Genomic DNA, 25,385 nt, shown 5'->3' with positions numbered 1-25,385 from the left:
CTGTCAGTCAACTTCTGTGCTGAATGACACACTGCATTCGCGAGCAAGCTCGCTCCCACATTTAGTCCGGCGTCCAGGCGTGCGACATAGGTGCAACGGTCAGCCACAGCCTAAGGCGCTAATATGGCAGTTCAACGCTGTCGATCGCCTGAGATTCTGGTTTTATGCAAACTGCTTACACCGTCCTGATCCTGCTGATGCTGGTCAGCCTCTCGCGCCTGGTCGGGCGGGTCATCCCGCTACCGTTGCCGCTGGTGCAAATCGCCGCCGGTGCCTTGCTCGCCTGGCCGACTTTGGGCCTGCACGTCGCCCTCGATCCCGAGTTGTTCCTGTTTCTGTTCCTGCCGCCGCTGCTGTTTTCCGATGGCTGGCGCATGCCCAAACGCGCACTCTGGCAACTGCGCGGGCCGATCCTGACCCTGGCCGTCGGCCTTGTTCTGTTCACCGTAGTCGGCGCCGGTTATTTCATTCATTGGCTGTTGCCGACGATTCCGTTGCCGGTGGCCTTTGCTTTGGCAGCGGTTTTGTCGCCGACCGACGCCGTCGCAGTTTCGGCGATTTCGCAGAACCGCTTGCCAACGCCGCTGATGCACATGCTGCAAGGCGAGGCGCTGATGAATGACGCCTCGGGCCTGGTGACCTTCAAGTTCGCCCTCGCTGCGGCGGTCACAGGCGTGTTCTCACTGACCAATGCCAGCCTGACGTTCGTCGCGGTGGCGCTGGGTGGTCTGGCGGTCGGCGTGGCGTTGAGCTGGCTGGTCGGGCGCCTGCGCGCGTGGATGATCGCCCGGGGCTGGGACGATCCGGCCACTCACGTGGTGTTCATGTTGCTGCTGCCGTTCGCCGCTTACGTATTGGCCGAACGTTTGGGCGCTTCAGGGATTCTCTCGGCGGTAGCGGCAGGGATGATGCAGAGCTGGCTCGACCTGTTGCCACGCCAGACCAGCACACGCTTGCTCAACCGCAGTGTCTGGGCGCTGCTCGAATTTGCCTTCAATGGCTTGATCTTCTTGCTGCTCGGCCTGCAGTTGCCAGACATCATCAAGGCCGTGGTCAGCCACGAACCGACGCTGTGGCCGACCCTGTTCTACCGCTGCCTCGATGTACTGGCGATTTTCGTTGCGCTGGTGCTGCTGCGCTTCATCTGGGTGCAGAGCATCTGGCGCTTGTCGGTGTTGCTGCGCCGAGTGCGCGGCAAGGGTGAGCTGACGCAAGTGCCGACGGCGCGTTCATGCTGGTTGCTGACGGTGGGCGGTGTGCGCGGGGCGGTGACGCTGGCGGGCGTGATGTCGGTGCCGATGCTGATCGGCGCCGAGGCTTTTCCTGAACGCGACTTGCTGATTTTCATTGCTGCCGGGGTGATTCTGCTGTCGCTGGTCTCGGCCTGTATCGCGCTGCCCTTGCTGCTGCGCGGCATCGACAAAAGTCCCGACGACAAGCGTCGTCAGGAAGTGCGCGACGCTTGGCGCAAGACTGCCGAAGCGGCGATTCACTCGCTGGAAAGCGAAGAAGTGGTCCCACAGGATGCCGCTCAAGCGGCGTTGGCGGCGGAACTCAAGGCGCGGATCATGTCCGAATATCGCCATCAACTTGATGTGTTCAACGATTCCGCCGAAGCCCAGGCGCTGGCATTCCAGATGGATCTGCTTGAACGGCGTTTGCGCTTGAAAGCACTGCGCGCGCAGCGTCTTGAGCTTTACAGTCTGAGCCGTCAGCACCAGATCGGTGATGACGTGTTGCGAGAAGTGCTCGGGGAACTGGATTTGAGCGAGGCCAATCTGGGGCAGGTCAAATAACCGCTTGAGCGCTTGCAGCAGTGGCTGCCGCAAGCGCTCCGCAATCACTTCTGGCGGGTGATGAAATCACGAATCCGTTCGGCGGCTTCAACGCACTCAGCCAGCGGCGCAACCAGCGCCATGCGCACACGGCCCGCACCCGGATTGACGCCATCGACATCGCGAGACAGGTACGAGCCCGGCACAACGGTCACATGCTCCTGCTCGAACAGATCACGGCAGAACGCCGCGTCATCGCCTTTTACATTCGGCCACAGATAGAAGCTGCCATCCGGGCGCTGCACGTCCAGCACCGGGCTGAGAATGTTCAACACTGCATCAAATTTCTCGCGATACAGCGCACGGTTGGCGCGCACGTGCACTTCGTCATTCCACGCGGCGACGCTGGCCAGTTGGGTTTGCACAGGCGTCGCGCAGCCGTGGTAAGTGCGATAGAGCAAGAAACCCTTGAGGATGTCGGCATCGCCGGCAACGAAGCCTGAACGCAGACCCGGCAGGTTGGAGCGCTTGGACAGACTGTGGAAGACCACGCAGCGCTTGAAGTCATTGCGACCCAGTTCGACGCAGGCGCTGAGCAGGCCCGGCGGTGGGGTTTGCTCGGCGAAGTACAGTTCGCTGTAACACTCGTCGGCGGCAATCACGAAGTCGTACTGATCAGCCAGGGCGATCAGCTTCTTCAGGGTCTCGACCGGAATCAGTGCGCCGGTCGGATTGCCCGGCGAGCACAGGAACAGAATCTGGCAGCGCTGCCAGATCTGCGGCGCTACTGCGTCGAAGTCCGGGTTGAAGCCGTTTTCATCCAGGCACGGCAGGTAATGCGGCTTGGCCCCGGCGAGGAACGCCGCACCTTCGTAGATCTGATAGAACGGGTTGGGGCTGACCACCAGCGCATCGTCGCCACGATTGACCACGGTCTGGGTGAAGGCGAACAGCGCTTCACGGGTGCCGTTGACCGGCAGCACATTGCGCGCCGGATCGATCCAGCCGTTCGGCACACCGAAGCGCCGCTCGCACCAGCCGGCGATGGCTTCGCGCAGGGCCGGAATGCCGAGGGTGGTCGGGTACACCGCCATCTGATCCAGGTTGTTCGCCAGCGCTTCGGCGACAAAACTCGGCGAACGGTGTTTCGGCTCGCCGATCGACAGGGCGATCGGGCGTTTGTCCGGGTTCGGCGTAACGCTGCCGAGCAGGGCGCGGAGCTTTTCGAACGGGTACGGCTGGAGCTGGTTCAGAGCGTTGTTCATGGGGGCCTCTTTTAAATGCTCAAGAGCTTTCTGCCACAGGGGATTGTATGTACCGGAGGAAAGCATGGGCTGCATTCACAGGGATAAACGGGTGATTCAGATACTGATCCGCGAAAGTTTGATATCCGGTTCCTGATTGACGCTCAGTTGCTCGACGATCGCATCCTGCAAACGGCTGCACAGCAGCGGATCGGACAGCGGCTGGTTGTGCGCGTCGGTGATGAAGAACACGTCTTCCACGCGTTCGCCCAGGGTCGCAATCTTGGCGTTCTGCAGCGACAGGTCGAACTCGAGGAAAATCCCCCCGACCCGCGCCAGCAGGCCCGGCCGGTCGGGGGCCGTGAGTTCCAGCACGGTTACCGGACGCTGGGCATCGTTGTGAATGGTGACCTGCGGCGCAAAGGCAAAATGCTTGAGCTGGCGCGGCACGCGGCGCTGGATGATCGTCGGGTAATCGTCCGGGTTGCGCAGAGCTTCGGTCAGACCTTCGCGGATCTGCTTGATCCGCGCCGGGTTGTCGCCGATCGATTCGCCTTCGTTGTCGAGCACGATGTAGGTGTCGAGGGTGAACTGGCTGCTCGAGGTAATGACCCGGGCGTCGTGAATGTTCAGGTTGAGCTGGTCCATCGCCGCCACGGTCACGGCGAAGAAGTCGTGCTGGTCCGGTGCATAAATGAAGATCTGCGTGCCGCCCTCGAACTCGCGCTGGGTGGTTTCCTTGATCAGCACCAGCGGCCCGCCATCGACCGGTTGCTGCAGGATCGCATCGCTGTGCCAGGCTACATCGCCGGCGGTATGACGCAGAAAATAGTCATCGCCCAATTGCGCCCACAGCTGCTCGACATCGTCCGGGTCGGTACCGCCGCGCACGAGGATGTCCAGCGCCGCGCTTTGCGTCTGACGGATCTGTTCTTCGCGGTCCACCGGATTTTCCAGACCACGGCGCAGGGCCCGTTTGGTCTCGGTGTAGAGCTGGCGCAACAGGCTGGCGCGCCATGAATTCCACAGCGTCGGGTTAGTCGCATTGATGTCGGCCACGGTCAGCACGTAGAGGTAGTCGAGGCGGGTTTCATCGCCGACCGCCTGGGCGAAATCGTGGATCACCTGTGGGTCGGACAGATCCTTGCGCTGCGCAGTGGTGGACATCACCAGGTGGTTCTGCACCAGCCAGACGATCAGGCGGCTGTCCCACACCGGCAACTGGTGACGCTGGCAGAACGCTTCGGCATCGACTGCGCCGATCTCCGAGTGATCGCCGTGCCGGCCCTTGCCGATGTCGTGGTACAGGCCGGCCATGTAGATCAGTTCAGGCTTGGGCAGTTTGGCCATGAGCTTGGCGGCCAGCGGAAATTTCTCCGAGACCTGGGTGTACTGCAGTTTGCGCAGGTGCTTGATCAGGTTCAGCGTGTGCGCATCGACCGTATAGATGTGGAACAGGTCGTGCTGCATCTGCCCGACGATAAAACCGAACTCCGGCAGATAGCGCCCGAGAATGCCGTAACGGTTCATCCGCCGCAGATTGCGGTGGATGCCGATCTTGCACTTGAACAATTCGATGAACAGGCTGGTGTTGCGGATATCGTTGCGGAAGTTGTCGTCGATCAGGTGCCGATGTTCGCGCAGCAGACGAATGGTGTCGGCGCGCACCCCTTTTATTTCCGGCTGCTGGGCCATCAGCACGAAAATTTCCAGCATGGCGAACGGCGTGCGCCTGAACACGTTGTCATTGCGCGCTTCGATGTAGCCGTCATGCAGCTGGAAGCGCGAATTGATCGGTTGTGGCGGCGCTTCGTCTTCCGGGGCGAGGATGACTTCCTCGAAGTGCTGGATGATCAGGTCGCTCAACTGGGCGATGCTCATCACCGTACGAAAGTATTGCTGCATGAAGTTTTCGACCGCCTGTTTGGCGTCGTCACCTTCAAAACCGAGCAGGCCGGCAATGGTGCGCTGGTGATCGAACAGCAAGCGGTCTTCGGAACGACCGGCGAGCATGTGCAAGGCATAACGCACTTTCCACAGGAATTCCTGCGACGAGGCGAGCAGGGCGTTTTCGCTTTCGACCAGGAACCCTTCGCCGGCGAGGGCGCGCAGGTTCAGGGTGCCGTACTGACGGCGGGCGACCCACAGAATGGTCTGAATATCGCGCAGGCCGCCGGGCGAGCCTTTGACGTTCGGTTCAAGGTTGTATTCGGTGTCGTTGTATTTGTGGTGACGTGCTTTCTGTTCGGCACGCTTGGCGAGGAAGAACTCCTTGGCCGGCCACATGTGCGCGGTGCTGGTGACATCGAGCATGCGCTGACGCAGACGCTCGGGGCCGCAGATGGTGCGGCTTTCCATCAGGTTGGTGACCACGGTCAGGTCGGCGCGGGCTTCTTCTGCGCATTCGTCGACCGAGCGCACGCTCTGGCCGACTTCCAGGCCGATGTCCCACAGCAGGGTCAGAAAGCGCTCGATGGAATCGCGGAAAACTTCATGGTCAGCGCTGTCGAGCAGGATCAGCAGATCAATGTCGGAGTAAGGGTGCAGCTCGCCGCGACCGTAGCCGCCCACCGCCACGAGAGCGATGTCGGCGTCTTCGCTCCAGTTGAATTGTTCCCAGGCCTTTTGCAGGATGTTGTCGACGAACCAGGCGCGGTCTTCGATGAGGCGGCGGATATCGCGGCCATTGCGAAAACGCGTGTCGAGGACCTCGCGGGCCTGGCGGATCGCCTTCTTGAACGCCGCGATGGGGCTAGCTTTGAGGGCCAGTTCAGCCTGGAACTGGCCGCGGTCGAAGAGTTCGGGATCCACCTGCGGCATCGATTGGCTTTCCTTCTGTAGGCTGGGAACGTACTGGGTCTCAGGCCGAGATGCGCGGGATGGTGTCATCGCTGCGCAAGGTGAAGATCTCGTAGCCGGTGTCGGTCACCAGCAGCGTGTGTTCCCACTGGGCCGAAAGCTTGCGGTCCTTGGTGATTGCGGTCCAGCCGTCGCCGAGTACCTTGGTGTCAGCCTTGCCCTGGTTGATCATCGGCTCGATGGTGAAGGTCATGCCAGCCTTCAGTTCCATGCCAGTGCCGGCGCGGCCGTAGTGCAGGATCTGCGGTTCTTCGTGGAAGACCTTGCCGATGCCGTGGCCGCAGAACTCGCGCACCACCGAGAAGCCGTTCTTTTCCGCGTGCTTCTGGATCACTTCACCGATATCGCCAAGGCGGCAGCCGGGTTTGACGATCTCGATCGCCTTGTACATGCATTCCTGGGTGACTTGCGACAGGCGCTCGGCCCAGACCGGCACTTCGCCGACGTGGAACATGCGGCTGGTGTCGCCGTGGTAGCCGTCCTTGATCACCGTGACGTCGATGTTCAGCGTGTCGCCGTTTTTCAGCGGCTTGTCATTCGGGATGCCGTGGCAGACCACATGGTTGATCGAGGTGCAGATCGACTTCGGATAGCCTTTGTAGTTGAGCGGGGCAGGGATGGCCTGCTGCACATTGACGATGTAGTCATGGCAGATCTGGTTGAGCTGATCAGTGGTCACGCCCGGTTTGACATGTTCGGCAATCATTTCCAGCACATCGGCGGCCAGTTTACCGGCGACACGCATGCCAGCGATGTCCTCGGGTGTTTTGAGGTTGACGGTCATACAGGCTCTCTCTGCGCTCGGCGGCGCTTACGGATACGAATTGGGTGGCAAGCGTACATTTTGCGACCCTGAAAAACGCGATTCTACCAGACGGGAGGCGCAAATCCGCGCCTGCATGTCCGGCTTCTATCTATACAATGGTGCGCATCGAGCCGATTCCAAGGGGGCTGCGCCCATGTCCCTGGTGCGAATACAGATTCCGGGTTCCGTTTCTGCGCACCCTGTGGTATAAAATGCGCCGCTTTCCGGGGATGCCCCGAAAAGCTTAAATCCACACACGTGTCGACACGATGACCTGGGTGCCTTGGGCTTTATGCCTCTGGTTGGTCATTGGGATACGTGGAGGCCAAACCCGACTTATCAAGGAACTATCATGTCCCAAGTCAACATGCGCGATATGCTGAAGGCCGGTGTGCACTTCGGTCACCAAACCCGTTACTGGAATCCGAAAATGGGCAAGTACATTTTCGGCGCGCGTAACAAGATTCACATCATCAACCTTGAAAAAACCCTGCCAATGTTCAACGAAGCTCTGACTTTCGTAGAACGTCTGGCCCAGGGCAAAAACAAGATTCTGTTCGTCGGCACCAAGCGTTCCGCTGGCAAGATCGTTGCTGAAGAAGCAGCACGTTGCGGTTCGCCGTACGTCGATCACCGCTGGTTGGGCGGCATGCTGACCAACTTCAAGACCATTCGTGCTTCCATCAAGCGTCTGCGTGACCTTGAAGTTCAAGCCGAAGACGGTACTTTCGCCAAGCTGACCAAGAAAGAAGCGCTGATGCGCTCCCGTGATCTTGAGAAGCTGGATCGTTCGCTGGGCGGCATCAAGGACATGGGCGGTCTGCCTGACGCACTGTTCGTGATCGACGTTGATCACGAGCGCATCGCGATCACCGAAGCCAACAAGCTGGGCATCCCGGTCATCGGCGTTGTCGATACCAACAGCAGCCCGGAAGGCGTTGACTACATCATCCCAGGTAACGATGACGCCATCCGCGCTATCCAGCTGTACATGGGTTCGATGGCTGACGCAGTTATCCGCGGTCGCAACAACGTTGCTGGCGGTACTGTTGAATTCGCAGCTGAAGAAACTCAGGCTGCAGCTGAGTAATCGACGCCCCTGGCGTTGACTCAGTAAGCAAAAAGGGGGCTTGGCCCCCTTTTTGCCACCTCGAAAACCATTTGTCGGCGCCCACGTCTGTATTTGTCATGTGTGGCAGCCAACATGGGTGGTTCGGGAAGAATTGAACGCCCGTTCGATCGGGTGGAATGGTTGAAAACCTATCCAAGAGGAATTTGAAAATGGCAGCAATTACTGCAGCGTTGGTCAAAGAACTGCGCGAGCGTACCGGCGAAGGCATGATGGATTGCAAGAAAGCCCTGGAAAAGGCTGACGGCGACATCGAAAAAGCCATTGATGACATGCGTGCTTCGGGCGCCATCAAGGCTGCGAAAAAAGCTGGCAACGTTGCCGCTGAAGGCGCAATCGCCATCAAATCGAATGACAAGGCAGCCGTGCTGCTGGAAGTCAACTCGCAGACCGACTTCCTGGCTCTGCAAGACGACTTCAAGAACTTCGTTGCTGCCAGCGTAGAAAAAGCTTTCGACGAAAAACTGACCGACGCAGCTCCGCTGATCGCCGCTCAGGAATCGGCTCGTGAAGCTCTGGTTGCCAAAGTCGGCGAGAACGTCAACATCCGTCGTCTGGTACGCGTAGAGGGTGATGTTGTCGGCACTTACCTGCACGGTAACAAGATCGGTGTTGCTGTTGTCCTGAAAGGCGGTGACGTCGAGCTGGCCAAAGACATCGCTATGCACGTTGCTGCAAGCAACCCTGAGTTCCTGCTGCCTTCGCAAGTCTCCGACGAAGCGATCGAGCGCGAGAAGGCTGTGTTCCTGCAGCTGAACGAAGAAAAGATCAAAGGCAAGCCAGAAAACATTGTTGAGAACATGGTCAAAGGCCGTATCAGCAAGTTCCTGGCAGAAGCGAGCCTGGTCGAGCAGGCGTTCGTCAAGAACCCTGAAGTCAAGGTTGGCGAGCTGGCCAAGAAAGCCGGCGCAGAAATCGTTTCCTTCACTTACTTCAAAGTAGGCGAAGGCATCGAGAAGCCGGTCGACAACTTCGCTGAAGAAGTTGCTGCCCAGCTGGCTGCCGCCAAGCAATAAGACGGTTTTTCAACTGTCGCCCGAAAGAGGCTGCCCGCTAACGCGCGCAGCCTCTTTTCAGATGGGGTACCAATTTTTTATTTGGTTTCCACCCGGAACTGACTTACAAAGCCATGTTCCGATGGCGCTGCAGCAGCGCCAAGCTAGAGTGAACGCCAGCTGTAAACAGCTCGCAAAGAATTTTTAAATACGCCGCAGGAGAGATTCGCAATGGCTCAGCAGGGCAGTGGTTATCAGGCTCGCTATAAACGCATTCTACTCAAGCTTAGCGGCGAGGCCCTGATGGGCTCGGAAGAGTTCGGGATCGATCCGAAGGTGCTGGATCGCATGGCACTGGAAGTCGGCCAACTGGTCGGCATCGGCGTTCAGGTCGGTCTGGTGATCGGCGGTGGCAACCTGTTTCGCGGTGAAGCCCTGAGCAAAGCCGGTATGGATCGGGTAACAGGCGACCACATGGGCATGCTGGCCACTGTGATGAACGCTCTGGCCATGCGCGATGCGCTGGAACGTGCCAATATCTCGGCCATCGTCATGTCGGCCATTTCCATGGTCGGTGTGACCGATCACTACGATCGCCGCAAAGCCATGCGCCACCTGAACTCCAAAGACGTCGTGATCTTCGCGGCCGGTACCGGTAATCCGTTCTTCACCACGGATTCGGCAGCCTGCCTGCGTGCAATCGAAATCGACGCCGACGTTGTGCTCAAGGCCACCAAGGTTGATGGCGTCTACACCGCAGACCCGTTCAAAGACCCGCATGCCGAGAAGTTCGATCATCTGACTTATGATGAAGTACTGGATCGCAAGCTGGGCGTAATGGATCTGACTGCTATCTGCCTGTGCCGCGATCACAAGATGCCGCTGCGCGTATTCAACATGAACAAGCCCGGCGCCCTGCTGAACATTGTGCACGGCGGCGCTGAAGGGACTTTGATCGAGGAAGGCCAACAATGATCAACGAAATCAAGAAAGACGCCCAAGCGCGTATGCAGAAATCCCTGGAATCTCTGAACCACGCGTTCGGCCAGATTCGTACCGGCAAGGCTCACCCGAGCATCCTCGGCAGCGTCATGGTGCCTTACTACGGTACTGACACTCCGCTGAGCGGCGTTGCCAACGTCACCGTGAAAGATTCGCGCACCCTGCAGGTCGTGGCCTTCGAGCGCAACATGCTCGCTGCCGTCGACAAGGCGATCCAGAGCGCCGGGCTGAACCTCAACCCGACCAACCTGGGCGAGTTGCTGCTGATCCCGATGCCGGCCCTCACCGAGGAAACGCGCAAAGGTTTCACCAAGCAGGCCCGTAGCGCAGCGGAAGACGCGCGCGTTGCTGTGCGCAACATCCGTCGTGATGCCTTGGGCGAGCTGAAGAAACTGGTCAAGGACAAGGAAATCAGTGAAGACGAAGAACGTCGTGCCATCGCTGATATCGACAAGCTGACCAAAGAATCCGAGGCCCAGATCACCAAGGCCACGGACGAGAAAGAAAAAGACCTGATGGCCGTATAAGGGTCGAGCTTTAAATGGACAAGACCAAGCAGACTGCGCCGTCCGCGGTGCCGCGCCATGTCGCGATCATCATGGATGGCAATAATCGCTGGGCGAAAAAACGCTTTATGCCGGGTGTCGCCGGGCATAAAGCGGGCGTGGATGCTGTGCGGGCGGTGATCGAGGTGTGCGCTGAGGCCAAGGTCGAAGTCCTGACCCTGTTCGCTTTTTCCAGTGAAAACTGGCAGCGCCCGGCCGATGAAGTCAGCGCCTTGATGGATCTGTTTTTCAAGGCCTTGCGTCGTGAGGCCAAGCGCCTCAACGACAACAACATCAGCCTGCGCATCATTGGCGATCGCTCGCGCTTCCACCCTGAGCTTCAGGCGGCGATGCGCGAGGCCGAGGCCATGACCGTCGGTGCCAACCGCTTTGTCCTGCAGATCGCCGCCAACTATGGCGGTCAGTGGGATATCGCGCAGGCCGCGCAGCGTCTGGCGCGTGAAGTCCAGGCCGGGCACTTGCGCCCGGAGGACATCACCCCGGATCTGCTGCAGACCTGTCTGGCCACCGGCGACCTGCCGTTGCCTGACCTGTGCATCCGCACCGGTGGCGAGCATCGCATCAGCAACTTCCTGCTGTGGCAGCTGGCCTACGCCGAGCTGTACTTCTCCGACCTGTTCTGGCCGGACTTCAAACACGAAGCCATGCGCACCGCGCTGGCCGATTTCGCTTCGCGCCAGCGTCGCTTCGGTAAAACGAGCGAACAGGTCGAAGCTGGAGCCCGGGTTTAATGCTTAAACAACGAATCATCACTGCACTGATCCTGCTGCCGATTGCCCTGTGCGGGTTTTTCCTGCTCAAAGGTGCCGGCTTCGCGCTGTTCATTGGCCTGGTGGTGAGCCTCGGTGCCTGGGAATGGGCGCGTCTGGCCGGCTTCACCGCGCAATCGTTCCGCGTCGGCTTTGCGGCTGTGGTCGCATTGATGCTGTTCGTCATGTATGTGCTGCCAGGCCTTGCGCCTTGGGTGCTCGGTGCATCGGTGATCTGGTGGGCGATTGCAACTTATCTGGTGCTGACCTATCCACGCTCGAGTGCGCACTGGTCCACTGCGGCGACCAAGCTGCTGATTGGCCTGCTGATCCTGCTGCCTGCGTGGCAGGGGCTGGTGCAGATCAAACAGTACCCGCTGGGTAACTGGTTGATCATGGCGGTGATGGTGCTGGTCTGGGGCGCGGACATCGGTGCTTATTTCTCCGGGCGCAAGTTCGGCAAGCGCAAGCTGGCGCCGCACGTCAGTCCGGGCAAGAGCTGGGAAGGCGTTTACGGTGGTCTGGCGCTGAGTCTGGTGATTACCGCGATCGTCGGGCTGGTACGCGACTGGACCGTGGCCGAGCTGCTCAAAGGCCTGATCGGCGCTGCAGTGATCGTCTTTATTTCCGTGGTCGGTGACCTTACCGAAAGCATGTTCAAGCGCCAGTCCGGCATCAAGGACAGCAGTAATCTGCTGCCCGGCCATGGTGGCGTGCTGGACCGCATCGACAGCCTGACCGCAGCCATTCCGGTGTTCGCCGTATTGCTCTGGATGGCCGCACCGTGAGTCGTCCCCAGCAGATTACCGTGTTGGGTGCGACCGGTTCGATCGGTCTGAGCACTCTGGATGTGATTGCCCGTCATCCTGAGCGTTATCAGGTTTTTGCATTGAGTGGTTTCTCGCGCCTCAGTGAGTTGTTCGCGTTGTGCGTGCGCCATGTGCCGCAATTTGCCGTGGTGCCTGAAGTGACCGCCGCGCGCGGTTTGCAGGATGACCTACGTGCAGCCGGTTTGCCGACTCGCGTTCTCGTAGGCGAGGAGGGTCTGTGTCAGGTTGCCTCCGCGCCTGAAGTCGACGCGGTCATGGCGGCCATTGTCGGTGCGGCGGGTTTGCGTCCGACACTGGCTGCGGTCGAGGCGGGCAAGAAGATCCTGCTGGCCAACAAGGAAGCGCTGGTGATGTCCGGTGCTCTGTTCATGCAGGCCGTGCGCAAAAGCGGCTCGGTGCTGCTGCCGATCGACAGCGAACACAATGCGATTTTTCAGTGCATGCCAGCGGATTTTGCGCGCGGCTTGAGCTCGGTGGGTGTGCGGCGGATATTGCTCACAGCCTCTGGCGGTCCTTTCCGGCAGACGCCGATGGTCGAACTGGCAGATGTTTCGCCTGAACAGGCTTGCGCGCATCCGAACTGGTCCATGGGGCGCAAGATCTCCGTGGATTCGGCAAGCATGATGAACAAGGGCCTTGAGTTGATCGAAGCCTGCTGGTTGTTCGATGCCAAACCGGCTCAGGTCGAAGTGGTGATTCATCCGCAAAGCGTGATTCACTCTCTGGTCGATTACGTCGATGGCTCGGTCCTGGCGCAGTTGGGTAATCCGGATATGCGCACACCGATTGCCAACGCATTGGCCTGGCCGGAGCGTATCGATTCCGGCGTACCGCCATTGGATCTGTTTGCCATTGCGCGACTGGATTTCGAGGCACCCGATGAAAGCCGCTTCCCCTGCCTTCGTTTGGCTCGTCAGGCGGCCGAAGCCGGTGATAGCGCGCCGGCGATGCTCAACGCGGCCAATGAAGTGGCCGTGGCGGCGTTTCTCGACGGACGGGTTCGCTACCTGGAAATCGCGAGTATCATCGAGGAGGTCTTGAACCTGGAGCCGGTGGTAGCGCTGAACGACCTCGATGCCGTGTTTACGGCGGACGCGAAAGCGCGAGTGCTGGCCGAGCATTGGTTGAGTCGGCACGGCCGATAGTTTCTTGTAACGCAACGGCGACACGCGACACTGAACAGGATTGCGGAGAAAGTAGATGAGCGCGCTCTATATGATTGCCGGCACCCTGATCGCCCTGGGTGTGCTGGTCACCTTTCACGAATTCGGCCACTTCTGGGTCGCGCGCCGCTGTGGCGTGAAGGTTCTGCGGTTCTCCGTGGGCTTCGGCATGCCACTGCTGCGCTGGCACGACAAGCAAGGCACCGAGTTCGTGGTCGCCGCGATTCCGCTGGGCGGCTACGTCAAAATGCTCGACGAGCGCGAAGGCGAAGTGCCGGTTGATCAACTCGATCAGTCGTTCAATCGCAAATCAGTACGTCAGCGCATCGCCATTGTCGCCGCCGGCCCGATTGCCAACTTCCTTCTGGCGTTAGTGTTCTTCTGGGTCTTGGCGATGCTCGGCAGCGAGCAGGTACGCCCGGTCATCGGCGCGGTCGAATCAGGCAGCATTGCCGCCAAGGCTGGTCTGAACGCCGGTCAGGAGATCGTCTCGATCGATGGCGAGCCAACGTCGGGCTGGGCTGCGGTCAATCTGCAGCTGGTGCGTCGTCTCGGTGAGAGCGGCGCCATTCAATTGCTGGTGCGCGAGCAAGGTTCGACCGCCGAGTCACCGCGCACGCTGGCACTGGACAACTGGCTCAAAGGTGCCGACGAGCCGGATCCGATCCGCTCGCTGGGTATCCGTCCCTGGCGTCCGGCCTTGCCACCGGTGCTTGCCGAGCTCGATCCGAAAGGCCCGGCCCAGGCGGCGGGGCTGAAAACCGGCGATCGCTTGCTGGCGCTTGATGGCCAGCCGCTGGATGACTGGCAGCAAGTGGTCGATACCGTTCGTACGCGTCCTGATACCAAAATCATGCTGCGCGTCGCGCGCGACAGTGCTCAAATCGACGTCCCTGTGACCCTGGCCGCGCGCGGCGAAAGCAAATCGCCAAGCGGTTATCTGGGGGCTGGCGTCAAAGCCATCGACTGGCCGCCGGAAATGATCCGCGAGGTCAGTTATGGGCCGCTGGCCGCGATTGGCGAGGGCGCCCGGCGCACTTGGACCATGAGCATTCTGACGCTGGATTCGCTGAAGAAAATGCTGTTCGGCGAGCTCTCGGTAAAAAACTTGAGTGGACCGATAACCATTGCTAAAGTGGCGGGCGCTTCTGCCCAGTCGGGCGTCGCTGATTTCCTGAATTTCCTTGCTTATCTGAGTATTAGCCTGGGCGTTCTGAATTTGCTGCCCATTCCTGTACTGGATGGGGGGCATTTGTTGTTTTATCTGATCGAGTGGGTGCGTGGTCGCCCCTTGTCGGATCGGGTGCAAGGTTGGGGGATACAGATCGGTATCAGTTTGGTGGTCGGGGTGATGTTGCTTGCTCTGGTCAACGATCTGGGTCGACTGTAACGCTTCGCTGAATTGCGAATCTGCCGCATTTTGCGGCAGTTTGTTTATTGCCAGTTGGAATAAGAAAGGACTTCATGAAACGTCTGCTGCTAACTGCGGTTCTCACCGTATTGATGATCGCCGAAGTTCACGCCGAGTCCTTCACTATCTCTGATATTCGCGTCAATGGCCTCCAGCGGGTCTCCGCGGGTAGCGTCTTTGGTGCCTTGCCGTTGAACGTCGGCGAGCAGGCGGATGATCGTCGCCTGGTGGAATCCACTCGTGCGTTGTTCAAAACCGGTTTCTTTCAAGATATCCAGCTGGGCCGCGAAGGCAACGTTCTGGTCATCACCGTGGTCGAGCGTCCATCGGTCGCCAGTATCGAGATCGAAGGCAACAAAGCCATCTCTACTGAAGACCTGATGAAGGGCCTCAAGCAATCCGGTCTGGCCGAAGGCGAGATCTTCCAGCGCGCCACCCTCGAGGGTGTGCGTAACGAACTGCAACGTCAGTACGTCGCCCAGGGTCGCTATTCGGCTACCGTCGATACCGAAGTGGTCTCGCAGCCGCGTAACCGCGTGGGTCTGAAGGTGAAGATCAACGAAGGTACGGTTGCCGCCATCCAGCACATCAACGTGGTAGGCAACACGGTTTTTCCTGAGGAAGACCTGACCGACCTGTTCGAACTGAAAACCACCAACTGGCTGTCGTTCTTCAAGAACGATGACAAATATGCCCGCGAAAAACTCTCCGGTGACCTGGAGCGTCTGCGTTCCTACTATCTGGACCGCGGCTATATCAACATGGACATCGCTTCGACCCAGGTGTCGATTACCCCGGACAAGAAGCACGTCTACATCACCGTGAACGTTACCGAGGGTGAGAAGTACACCGTTCGTGACGTCAAGCTCAGCGGCGACCTGAAAGTCCCTGAAGACCAGGTAAAGTCGCTGTTGCTCGTGCAGAAGGGCCAGGTGTTCTCGCGCAAGCTGATGACCACCACTTCCGAGCTGATCACCCGTCGCCTGGGTAACGAGGGCTACACCTTCGCCAACGTCAACGGCGTGCCACAGCCGCATGATGACGATCACACCGTGGACGTCCTCTTCGCTGTCGATCCGGGCAAGCGCGCCTACGTCAACCGCATCAACTTCCGTGGCAACACCAAGTCCGAGGACGAAGTGCTGCGTCGTGAGATGCGTCAGATGGAAGGCGGCTGGGCTTCGACCTACCTGATCGACCAGTCCAAGACCCGTTTGGAGCGTCTGGGCTTCTTCAAGGAAGTCAACGTTGAAACCCCGGCCGTGCCAGGTGTCGACGACCAGGTGGACGTCAACTACGCCGTTGAAGAACAGGCTTCCGGTTCGATCACTGCCAGCGTCGGTTTTGCCCAGAGTGCCGGTCTGATTCTCGGTGGCTCGATCACCCAGAACAACTTCCTCGGTACCGGTAACCGCGTCAGCATCGGCCTGACCCGCAGCGAATACCAGAGCCGCTACAACTTCGGTTACGTTGACCCGTACTGGACCGCCGATGGCGTGAGCCTGGGTTACAACGCGTTCTACCGCACCACCGATTACGATGAACTCGATGCCGATATTTCCAGCTATGCGGTAGACAGCCTCGGTGCGGGCGTGAACGTCGGTTACCCGATCAGCGAGACTTCGCGTCTGACGTTCGGCCTGTCTGCCCAGCAGGACAAGATCAACACCGGTCGCTACACCGTTGACGAGATTTTCGATTTCGTCGAAAAAGAAGGCGACAACTACCTGAACTTCAAGGCCTCGGCCGGCTGGTCCGAGTCGACTCTGAACAAAGGTGTACTGCCGACACGTGGTCGTTCCCAGAGCCTGACCCTGGAAACCACGCTTCCTGGCAGCGACCTGTCGTTCTTCAAACTTGATTACCGTGGTCAGTTGTTCCAGCCGATCACTGAAAACTACACCCTGCGCCTGCACTCGGAACTCGGTTATGGCGACGGTTACGGTTCGACCGACGGCTTGCCGTTCTATGAAAACTACTATGCGGGTGGCTTCAACTCCGTACGTGGCTTCAAGGACAGCACGCTGGGTCCGCGCAGTACACCGAGCCGCGGTGCAGATGTAACGGGTAATACGGGGACTCTTCGTGACCCGGATCAGGATCCGCTGCCATTCGGTGGTAACGTGTTGATTCAAGGTGGCGTTGAAGTGTTGTTCCCGCTGCCGTTCGTGAAAGATCAGCGTTCGCTGCGGACCTCGGTGTTCTGGGACGTGGGTAACGTATTCGATTCCAAGTGCGACAAGACGACCAACGCTAGCGCGGGTTCTACGTCCAGCACTCAGTGCAACGACATCAGCCTGAGCAACATGGCCAGCTCCGTAGGTGTGGGCGTGACCTGGGTCACCGCACTGGGACCGTTGAGCTTCGCCCTGGCGATGCCGGTCAAAAAACCGGATGACGCTGAAACTCAAGTGTTCCAATTCTCCCTCGGCCAGACGTTCTAAGCGTCTGACCCAAGACAACGACAATGGATTTTGTAGGAGTGCATCGTGCGTAAGTTGACTCAATTGGTTCTCCTGGCCTCCGTACTGGTGGCAGGCCCGGCGTTCGCCGACATGAAAATTGCCGTGCTGAACTATCAGATGGCGCTGCTGGAATCCGACGCGGCGAAGAAGTACGCCGTGGATGCCGAGAAGAAGTTTGGTCCGCAACTGACCAAGCTGAAAACCCTGGAAAGCAGCGCCAAAGGCATTCAGGACCGTCTGATGGCCGGTGGCGACAAGATGCAGCAGGGCGAGCGTGAGCGTCTGGAGCTGGAATTCAAGCAAAAGGCCCGTGACTTCCAGTTCCAGTCCAAGGAACTGAACGAAGCCAAGGCCGTGGCTGACCGTGAAATGCTCAAGCAGCTGAAGCCGAAGCTGGACAGCGCTGTGGAAGAAGTCATCAAGAAGGGTGGTTTTGACCTGGTGTTCGAGCGTGGCGCAGTCATCGATGTCAAACCTCAGTACGACATCACGCGCCAGGTTATCGAGCGCATGAATCAGCTGAAGTAACCCATGACCGTGACTATCAGGCTCGGCCAGTTGGCCGAGCACCTCGGCGCCACCCTGCGTGGCGACCCCGAGACGCAAATTACTGGGCTAGCCACTTTGCAAGAGGCTGGCCCAGCTCAGTTGAGCTTTCTGGCAAATCCCCAATACCGCAAATACCTGGCCGGTTCGCAGGCGGCAGCGTTGCTGCTCAAAGAGGCTGATGCCGAAGGTTTTTCCGGTAACGCACTGGTGGTGCCAGACCCTTATCTGGCCTACGCGCGTATTTCGCACCTGTTCGATCCAAAGCCGAAGGCTGCTACGGGTATTCATCCGACAGCGGTGATCGCGGCAGATGCGGTGGTTGATCCGAGTGCAAGCATCGGCCCGTTCGTGGTGATCGAAGCCGGCGCGCGCGTTGCTGCACAGGTGACGCTGGGCGCGCATTGCGTGGTCGGCGCCCGCAGCGAGATCGGTGAAGGCGGCTGGCTGGCTCCGCGCGTGACGCTGTATCACGATGTGCGCATCGGCAAGCGTGTGGTTATTCAGTCCGGCGCAGTGATCGGCGGTGAGGGCTTCGGCTTCGCCAACGAAAAAGGCGTATGGCAGAAAATCGCCCAGATCGGTGGCGTGACCATTGGCGACGATGTCGAGATTGGCGTAAACACCGCCATCGACCGCGGCGCCCTGGCCGATACCGTGATTGGCAACGGCGTGAAGCTCGACAACCAGATTCAGATCGCACACAACGTCCAGGTCGGTGATCACACCGCCATGGCTGCGTGTGTCGGCATTTCCGGCAGCACCAAAATCGGCAAGCACTGCATGCTCGCCGGCGGTGTCGGTCTGGTCGGCCACATTGATATCTGCGACAACGTTTTCCTCACCGGAATGACCATGGTGACCCACTCGATTACCGAGCCGGGCGCCTATTCTTCCGGCACAGCCATGCAACCGGCGGCCGAATGGCGCAAAAGCGCGGCCCGTATCCGTCAGCTCGATGACATCGCGCGGCGGTTGAAACAGCTGGAAAAGCGCGTAGGGGAAGTGACCCCTGACGGCAATGCTTCATCTGATGGCTGATACCATTTCCATATCAAGTGTGCACAGCCTCTAGACTGCCTCCTTGATTTGCTAGAGGAGTGCGCGTCAGTCGCGCTCCCAATCTTTACATAGGCTTTCCCCTGAATGATGGACATCAACGAGATTCGCGAATACCTGCCTCACCGTTACCCGTTCCTGCTGGTGGACCGGGTGGTGGAACTGGACACTGAAGGCAAGCGAATTCGCGCCTACAAGAATGTCAGCATCAATGAACCGTTCTTCAATGGTCACTTCCCTGCGCATCCAATCATGCCGGGCGTGCTGATCATCGAAGCGATGGCTCAGGCTGCCGGGATCCTCGGTTTCAAGATGCTCGACGTCAAACCGGCTGACGGCACCCTGTATTACTTCGTCGGTTCCGACAAGCTGCGCTTCCGCCAGCCAGTCAAGCCGGGCGACCAGTTGATCCTTGAAGCGACCTTCATCAGCTGCAAGCGCAAGATCTGGAAGTTCGAGTGCCAGGCTTCGGTGGACGGCAAGCCGGTCTGCTCGGCAGAAATCATCTGTGCGGAACAGAAAGTATGAGTTTGATTGACCCTCGTGCAATCATCGATCCGTCCGCCATTCTGGCTGACGGCGTCGAGGTCGGCCCGTGGTCGATCATCGGCGCAGGTGTGGAAATCGGCGAGGGTACCGTGATCGGGCCGCACGTGATCCTCAAGGGGCCGACCCGCATTGGTAAGCACAATCGCATCTACCAGTTTTCCTCGGTAGGCGAAGACACCCCGGATCTGAAATACAAAGGTGAGGAAACTCGCCTGGTGATCGGTGACCACAACGTCATCCGCGAAGGCGTGACCATCCACCGTGGCACCGTTCAGGACCGTTCGGAAACCACCCTGGGTGATCACAACCTGATCATGGCCTATGCCCACATCGGCCATGACAGCGTCATCGGCAACCACTGCATTCTGGTCAACAACACTGCGTTGGCCGGGCATGTACACGTTGACGACTGGGCAATCCTCTCCGGTTTTACCCTGGTGCATCAGTACTGCCACATCGGCGCGCACAGCTTTTCGGGCATGGGCACGGCGATCGGCAAGGACGTTCCGGCGTTCGTCACCGTATTCGGCAACCCGGCCGAAGCGCGCAGCATGAACTTCGAAGGCATGCGCCGTCGCGGTTTCAGCGAAGACGCGATCCACGCCTTGCGCCGTGCCTACAAGACAGTCTACCGCCAAGGCCTGACGGTCGAGCAGGCGCTGGCCGAACTGGCCGAGCCGTCTGCGCAGTTCCCCGAAGTCGCCGTGTTCCGCGATTCGATCCAGGCGTCGACTCGCGGCATCACCCGCTGATCATGGCCAGTCTGCGTATTGCGCTGGTGGCGGGTGAGGCTTCCGGTGACATTCTTGGCGCTGGCCTCATGCGCGCACTCAAGGCACGGCACCCGGCGGTCGAGTTCATCGGCGTCGGCGGTCCGCTGATGCAGGCCGAAGGCCTGACTTCGTACTTTCCCATGGAGCGCCTGTCGGTCATGGGCCTGGTCGAGGTTCTCGGTCGCCTGCGTGAGTTGCTCAAGCGCCGCAAGGACTTGATTGCCACGCTGATCGCCGCGAAGCCGGACGTGTTCATCGGCATCGATGCGCCGGATTTCAACCTCAATATCGAACTCAAGCTGCGTCAGGCCGGGATCAAGACCGTGCATTACGTCAGCCCGTCGGTGTGGGCGTGGCGGCAAAAGCGCGTGCTGAAGATCCGCGAAGGCTGTGATCTGATGCTGACCCTGTTGCCGTTCGAAGCGAAGTTCTACGAAGAGAAGGGCGTGCCGGTGCGTTTCGTCGGTCACACCTTGGCCGATACGATTCCGCTGGAGGCTGACCGAGCTGCCGCGCGCGCCGAGCTGGGTTTGCCTGACGGACCATTGGTGGCGCTGATGCCGGGCAGCCGTGGCGGTGAAGTCAGCCGCCTCGGCGCGCTGTTCCTTGATACTGCCGAACGCCTGCGCGGCATGCGTCCGGGCGTACGCTTTGTGATTCCCTGTGCCAATCCTGAACGTCGCGTGCAACTCGAAACGCTACTGGTCGGCCGCGATCTGCCGGTGACATTGCTCGATGGTCAGTCTCATCTGGCCCTCGCCGCGTGTGACGCCGTGTTGATCGCCTCCGGCACTGCTACCCTTGAAGCGCTGCTGTACAAGCGGCCAATGGTAGTGGCGTATCGGTTAGCGCCGCTGACATTCTGGATTCTCAAACGTATGGTCAAGAGCCCTTACGTGTCGCTGCCCAACTTGCTCGCCCAGCGCTTGCTGGTGCCAGAGTTGTTGCAGGATGATGCGACTGTCGACGCGTTGGCGCAGACCCTGTCGCCATTGATCGAAGGTGGTGAGGAACAGACCCGTGGCTTCGACGAGATCCACCGCACGCTGCGACGCGATGCTTCCAATCAGGCGGCGCAAGCCGTCCTTGACCTGATCGGCAAACCACAATGAGCAAGACAAGCATGCAGATGGGCCTGGATTTCACGCTGGTCGCCGAAGTCGAAGAACTGGTCGCCGGTGTCGATGAAGTCGGTCGTGGCCCGTTGTGCGGCGCGGTGGTAACGGCGGCGGTGATCCTTGATCCGAACCGGCCGATCCTCGGTCTCGATGATTCGAAGAAGCTCACCGAGGCCAAGCGCGAAAAGCTCTACGAAGAGATCTGCGAAAAAGCCCTTAGTTGGTGCATCGCCCGCGCAGAAGTGGAAGAAATCGACGATCTGAATATCCTCCACGCGACCATGCTGGCCATGCAGCGCGCGGTCGCCGGTCTGCACATTCAGCCGAAGCTGGCGATGATCGACGGCAACCGCTGCCCGCATTTGCCGATGCGCGCCGAGGCGGTGATTCAAGGTGACGGCAAGGTACCGGCGATCGCTGCGGCGTCGATTCTGGCCAAGGTCAGCCGTGACCGCGAGATGGCGGCATTCGAATTGATCTACCCGGGTTACGGCATCGGCGGCCATAAAGGCTACCCGACGCCCGTTCATCTGGAAGCACTGGCGCGGCTCGGCCCGACGCCGATTCACCGCCGCTCGTTCGCCCCGGTACGCCTGGCTTACGAGGCGCGGGAAAGCCTGACGCAGGTTTAGGCCCAAGGCTGATGTTTTAACCAAGGCCCGGTACAATCCGGGCCTCGTTGTCTCTATGTAACTGGACAGGATCACTATGCCGGCTTCATTCGTTCATCTACGCCTGCACACTGAATACTCCCTGGTCGACGGGCTGGTGCGGATCAAGCCGCTGGTCAAGGCGCTGACCGCCATGAACATGCCGGCGGTCGCGGTCACCGATCAGAACAACATGTGTTCCCTGGTCAAGTTCTATAAAAACGCCATGGGTGCCGGGATCAAGCCGATCTGCGGCGCCGACCTGTGGCTGGCGAACAAGGATCCGGATGCGCCGCTCAGCCGGCTCAGCCTGCTGGTGATGAACGCTCAGGGTTATCGCAATCTCACCGAACTGATCTCGCGCGGCTTCATCGAAGGCCAGCGCAACGGCATGGTCATCGTCGAGCGCGAGTGGGTGGCCGAGGCCAACGAAGGTTTGATCATGCTGTCCGCCGCCAAAGAAGGCGAGATCGGCATGGCCATGATCGGCGGCAACCCGGCGGAAGCCGAAGCGCTGGCGCGCGAGTGGATGGCAGTGTTCCCGGATCGTTTCTATCTGGAAATCCAGCGCACCAACCGCCCCAACGATGAAGAGCAACTGCACGGCGCCGTGGCCCTGGCCGACAAGCTCGGCGCGCCGCTGGTGGCGACCAACGATGTGCGCTTCATCAAGCAGGAAGACTTCGCCGCCCACGAAACCCGCGTGTGCATCGGTGAAGGCCGCGCCCTCGATGATCCGCGTCGTTCGAAGAATTACAGCGATCAGCAATACCTGAAAAGCGCCGAGGAAATGCTCGAGCTGTTCAGCGATATTCCCGACGCCATCGAAAACACCGTCGAGATCGCCAAGCGCTGCAACATCGAAGTGAAGCTGGGCACGCACTTCCTGCCCAACTTCCCGATTCCTGATGGCATGACCATCGACGAATATTTCCGCAAGGTGTCTTTCGAAGGTCTCGAAGAGCGCCTGGCAGTGCTGCTGCCCAAGGACACCACCGAAGACTACGAAGCCAAGCGCCAGGTTTACGTCGACCGCTTGAATTTCGAGCTGGATATCATCATCCAGATGGGCTTCCCCGGTTACTTCCTGATCGTGATGGACTTTATCCAGTGGGCCAAGAACAACGGCGTACCGGTAGGTCCGGGCCGTGGGTCGGGTGCCGGTTCGCTGGTGGCTTACGTACAGAAGATCACCGACCTCGACCCGCTGGAATATGACCTGCTGTTCGAACGGTTCCTCAACCCGGAACGGGTCTCGATGCCCGACTTCGACGTCGACTTCTGCATGGACGGCCGTGACCGCGTGATCGACTACGTGGCCGAGAAATACGGGCGCAACGCGGTGAGCCAGATCATCACCTTCGGTTCCATGGCCGCCAAGGCTGTGGTCCGTGACGTGGCGCGGGTGCAGGGCAAGTCCTACGGCCTGGCGGATCGTCTGTCGAAGATGATTCCGTTCGAAGTCGGCATGACCCTGGAAAAAGCCTACGAGCAGGAAGAAATCTTGCGTGACTTCATCAAGGTCGATGAAGAAGCGGCGGAAATCTGGGAGATGGCGCGCAAGCTCGAGGGCGTGGTGCGTAACGTCGGTAAACACGCCGGTGGCGTGGTGATCGCACCAACCAAGCTGACCGACTTCTCGCCGATCTACTGCGACGAGGCCGGCGACGGTCTGGTGACCCAGTTCGACAAGGATGACGTTGAAGCGGCCGGTCTGGTGAAGTTCGACTTCCTCGGCCTGCGCACGCTGACGATCATCGACTGGGCACTGAAAACCATCAACCGCGACCGCGCCAAGGTCAACGAGCCGCCGCTGGATATCGCTTTTATTCCGCTGGACGACAAACCGACCTACCAGTTGCTGCAAAAAGCTGAAACCACGGCGGTTTTCCAGCTTGAATCCCGCGGCATGAAAGAACTGATCAAAAAGCTCAAGCCTGACTGCCTGGAAGACTTGATCGCACTGGTGGCACTGTTTCGTCCGGGTCCGCTGCAATCGGGCATGGTGGACGACTTCATCAACCGTAAGCACGGACGCGCCGAGCTGGCGTATCCGCATTCGGATTACCAGTACGACGGCCTCAAGCCGGTACTGGCGCCGACTTACGGCATCATCCTGTATCAGGAACAGGTGATGCAGATTGCCCAGGTCATGGCCGGTTACACCCTCGGCGGTGCGGACATGCTGCGTCGAGCGATGGGTAAGAAAAAACCCGAAGAAATGGCCAAGCAGCGCGGCGGTTTCATTGAGGGCTGCGCGACCAACGGCATCGACGCGGATCTCGCCGGTAACATTTTCGACCTGGTGGAAAAATTCGCCGGTTACGGCTTCAACAAATCCCACTCCGCCGCTTATGGTCTGGTGTCGTACCAGACCGCCTGGCTGAAAGCGCACTACCCGGCGCCGTTCATGGCCGCGGTACTCTCGGCGGATATGCACAACACCGACAAGGTCGTGACCTTGATCGAAGAAGTGCGGACGATGAAGCTGCGCCTCGACGCGCCGGACGTGAACACTTCGGAGTTCAAGTTCACGGTGAACGACGACGGCCGCATCGTTTACGGCCTCGGCGCGATCAAGGGCGTCGGTGAAGGTCCGGTGGAAGCGATCACCGAAGCGCGTCAGGCCGGCCCGTTCAAGGATCTGTTCGACTTCTGCGCGCGGGTCGACCTCAAGCGCATCAACAAGCGCACCCTTGATGGTCTGATTCGCAGCGGTGCGCTGGATCGCCTCGGCCCGTATTTCCACGACGAGCAAAAGGCTTATCAGGCCAACATCGATCGTAACCGCGCCGTGCTGCTGGCGGCGATGGAAGAAGCAATCAAGGCTGCCGAGCAGACCGCACGGACCCACGACAGTGGCCACGCCGATCTGTTTGGCGGCTTGTTCGTCGAAGAGGATGCCGACGTCTACGCGTCCCATCGCAAGGCCAAGGAACTGACCCTCAAGGAACGCCTCAAGGGTGAAAAAGATACCCTGGGCCTGTACCTGACCGGTCACCCGATCGACGAATACGAAGGCGAGATCCGCCGTTTCGCCCGCCAGCGCATCATCGACCTGAAGCCGGCGCGTGACACGCAAACCGTAGCGGGGATGATCATTGCCCTGCGGGTGATGAAGAACAAGAAGGGCGACAAGATGGGTTTCATCACCCTCGACGACCGTTCCGGACGGATCGAGGCGTCGCTGTTTGCCGATGCGTTCCATTCGGCGCAGTCGCTGCTGCAGACTGACGCCATGGTGGTGGTCGAGGGCGAGGTCAGCAACGACGACTTCTCCGGCGGCCTGCGCCTGCGGGTCAAGCGGGTAATGAGCATGGAGGATGCGCGAACCAATCTGGCCGAAAGCCTGCGCCTGAAGCTGCACACCCAGGATCTCAAAGGCGATCAGCTACGCTGGTTGGGCGAACTGCTCAAGCGTCATCGCGGCGCGTGCCCGGTGACCATGGAGTACACCAGCCCGGATGCGAAGACCTTGCTGCAGTTTGGCGAGAGCTGGCGGATCGACCCGGCGGATGCGTTGATTCAAGCCCTGCGTGACCAGTTCGGGCGTGACAACGTCTTCCTCCAATACCGTTGACCGGCAGGTGCCATCATAGCGCTTGCCCGCAACCTGAATTTTTTAATCTCGACCTCAGCGCGCCTCTCCCTTAAGGTAGGGCGCGAATAGACAACCGGCCGGCCCAAGCTCACTTGG

At 59.7% G+C, this 25,385-nt stretch carries 20 protein-coding genes; 17 read left to right on the top strand and 3 right to left on the bottom strand.

The features are described from left to right. Positions 1–164 precede the first annotated feature (164 nt). Complete coding sequence (locus ACMYUN_RS09150; RefSeq protein WP_415763520.1) at positions 165–1,796, top strand: Na+/H+ antiporter; 1,632 nt, start codon at positions 165–167, stop codon at positions 1,794–1,796. Between the two features lie 44 nt (positions 1,797–1,840). Here ACMYUN_RS09150 and dapC read toward each other — a convergent pair whose 3' ends face one another. The 3 genes from dapC to map all read right to left on the bottom strand — a co-directional run bounded on the left by dapC (position 1,841) and on the right by map (position 6,662). Next, the gene (dapC, locus tag ACMYUN_RS09145) at positions 1,841–3,040 is read right to left on the bottom strand and encodes a succinyldiaminopimelate transaminase (protein WP_415763519.1); all 1,200 of its coding nucleotides are present in this window, start codon (positions 3,038–3,040) and stop codon (positions 1,841–1,843) included. Positions 3,041–3,136: 96 nt separating this feature from the next. Further along, the gene (locus ACMYUN_RS09140; RefSeq protein WP_016771478.1) at positions 3,137–5,839 is read right to left on the bottom strand and encodes a [protein-PII] uridylyltransferase; all 2,703 of its coding nucleotides are present in this window, start codon (positions 5,837–5,839) and stop codon (positions 3,137–3,139) included. A 40-nt stretch (positions 5,840–5,879) separates the two neighbouring features. Then, positions 5,880–6,662, bottom strand: coding sequence for a type I methionyl aminopeptidase (gene map, locus ACMYUN_RS09135; protein WP_024011828.1), 783 nt, complete (start codon positions 6,660–6,662; stop codon positions 5,880–5,882). Positions 6,663–7,035: 373 nt separating this feature from the next. Between map and rpsB the strand changes: the two genes are divergently transcribed. The 16 genes from rpsB (at position 7,036) to dnaE (ending at position 25,268) form a co-directional block, all read left to right on the top strand. Beyond that, entirely contained in the window at positions 7,036–7,773 is a 738-nt protein-coding gene (gene rpsB, locus ACMYUN_RS09130) for a 30S ribosomal protein S2 (RefSeq protein WP_003222119.1), read from the top strand. A 191-nt stretch (positions 7,774–7,964) separates the two neighbouring features. Next, on the top strand, positions 7,965–8,828 hold the full coding sequence (gene tsf / locus ACMYUN_RS09125) for a translation elongation factor Ts (protein ID WP_016771476.1): 864 nt from the start codon (positions 7,965–7,967) through the stop codon (positions 8,826–8,828). A 210-nt stretch (positions 8,829–9,038) separates the two neighbouring features. Then, positions 9,039–9,782: a UMP kinase gene (pyrH, locus tag ACMYUN_RS09120; protein ID WP_003222124.1), complete on the top strand. Its 744-nt coding sequence runs from the start codon at positions 9,039–9,041 to the stop codon at positions 9,780–9,782. Beyond that, a complete protein-coding gene (frr, locus tag ACMYUN_RS09115; protein ID WP_007954771.1) occupies positions 9,779–10,336 on the top strand; it encodes a ribosome recycling factor in 558 nt (185 codons plus the stop codon). The genes pyrH and frr overlap by 4 nt, the downstream gene beginning before the upstream one ends. A gap of 14 nt (positions 10,337–10,350) precedes the next feature. Further along, positions 10,351–11,106 (top strand): polyprenyl diphosphate synthase, encoded by a 756-nt coding sequence (gene uppS, locus ACMYUN_RS09110; RefSeq protein ID WP_039762463.1) that lies wholly within the window; start codon positions 10,351–10,353, stop codon positions 11,104–11,106. After that, positions 11,106–11,912: a phosphatidate cytidylyltransferase gene (locus ACMYUN_RS09105; RefSeq protein WP_039762465.1), complete on the top strand. Its 807-nt coding sequence runs from the start codon at positions 11,106–11,108 to the stop codon at positions 11,910–11,912. Before uppS ends, ACMYUN_RS09105 begins: the two co-directional genes overlap by 1 nt. Next, positions 11,909–13,099 (top strand): 1-deoxy-D-xylulose-5-phosphate reductoisomerase, encoded by a 1,191-nt coding sequence (ispC, locus tag ACMYUN_RS09100; protein ID WP_039762466.1) that lies wholly within the window; start codon positions 11,909–11,911, stop codon positions 13,097–13,099. Before ACMYUN_RS09105 ends, ispC begins: the two co-directional genes overlap by 4 nt. Positions 13,100–13,154: 55 nt before the next feature. Continuing rightward, entirely contained in the window at positions 13,155–14,507 is a 1,353-nt protein-coding gene (gene rseP / locus ACMYUN_RS09095) for a sigma E protease regulator RseP (protein WP_415763518.1), read from the top strand. A 74-nt stretch (positions 14,508–14,581) separates the two neighbouring features. Beyond that, entirely contained in the window at positions 14,582–16,972 is a 2,391-nt protein-coding gene (gene bamA, locus ACMYUN_RS09090) for an outer membrane protein assembly factor BamA (protein WP_310406740.1), read from the top strand. 45 nt (positions 16,973–17,017) lie between these two features. Then, a complete protein-coding gene (locus ACMYUN_RS09085) occupies positions 17,018–17,521 on the top strand; it encodes an OmpH family outer membrane protein (protein WP_003222140.1) in 504 nt (167 codons plus the stop codon). A 3-nt stretch (positions 17,522–17,524) separates the two neighbouring features. Then, positions 17,525–18,580: a UDP-3-O-(3-hydroxymyristoyl)glucosamine N-acyltransferase gene (gene lpxD, locus ACMYUN_RS09080; protein WP_129998768.1), complete on the top strand. Its 1,056-nt coding sequence runs from the start codon at positions 17,525–17,527 to the stop codon at positions 18,578–18,580. 105 nt (positions 18,581–18,685) lie between these two features. Beyond that, positions 18,686–19,126: a 3-hydroxyacyl-ACP dehydratase FabZ gene (fabZ, locus tag ACMYUN_RS09075; RefSeq protein ID WP_016771469.1), complete on the top strand. Its 441-nt coding sequence runs from the start codon at positions 18,686–18,688 to the stop codon at positions 19,124–19,126. Continuing rightward, positions 19,123–19,899 carry an acyl-ACP--UDP-N-acetylglucosamine O-acyltransferase gene (lpxA, locus tag ACMYUN_RS09070; protein ID WP_039762472.1) on the top strand — a complete coding sequence of 259 codons (777 nt, stop codon included), beginning with the start codon at positions 19,123–19,125 and terminating at the stop codon, positions 19,897–19,899. The genes fabZ and lpxA overlap by 4 nt, the downstream gene beginning before the upstream one ends. Before the next feature lie 2 nt (positions 19,900–19,901). After that, positions 19,902–21,032, top strand: a complete 1,131-nt coding sequence (gene lpxB / locus ACMYUN_RS09065; RefSeq protein WP_415763517.1) for a lipid-A-disaccharide synthase — start codon at positions 19,902–19,904, stop codon at positions 21,030–21,032. 11 nt (positions 21,033–21,043) lie between these two features. After that, positions 21,044–21,670, top strand: coding sequence for a ribonuclease HII (gene rnhB, locus ACMYUN_RS09060; RefSeq protein ID WP_039762476.1), 627 nt, complete (start codon positions 21,044–21,046; stop codon positions 21,668–21,670). Between the two features lie 76 nt (positions 21,671–21,746). Continuing rightward, positions 21,747–25,268: a DNA polymerase III subunit alpha gene (dnaE, locus tag ACMYUN_RS09055; protein ID WP_039762478.1), complete on the top strand. Its 3,522-nt coding sequence runs from the start codon at positions 21,747–21,749 to the stop codon at positions 25,266–25,268. Positions 25,269–25,385: the final 117 nt, after the last annotated feature.

The sequence above is a fragment of the Pseudomonas sp. CP4 genome, from assembly GCF_047758505.1.
GTDB lineage: Bacteria > Pseudomonadota > Gammaproteobacteria > Pseudomonadales > Pseudomonadaceae > Aquipseudomonas > Aquipseudomonas fluorescens_AO.
The sequence above is the reverse complement of the archived record's forward strand: the minus strand, read 5'-3'. Positions and strand labels throughout refer to the sequence as shown.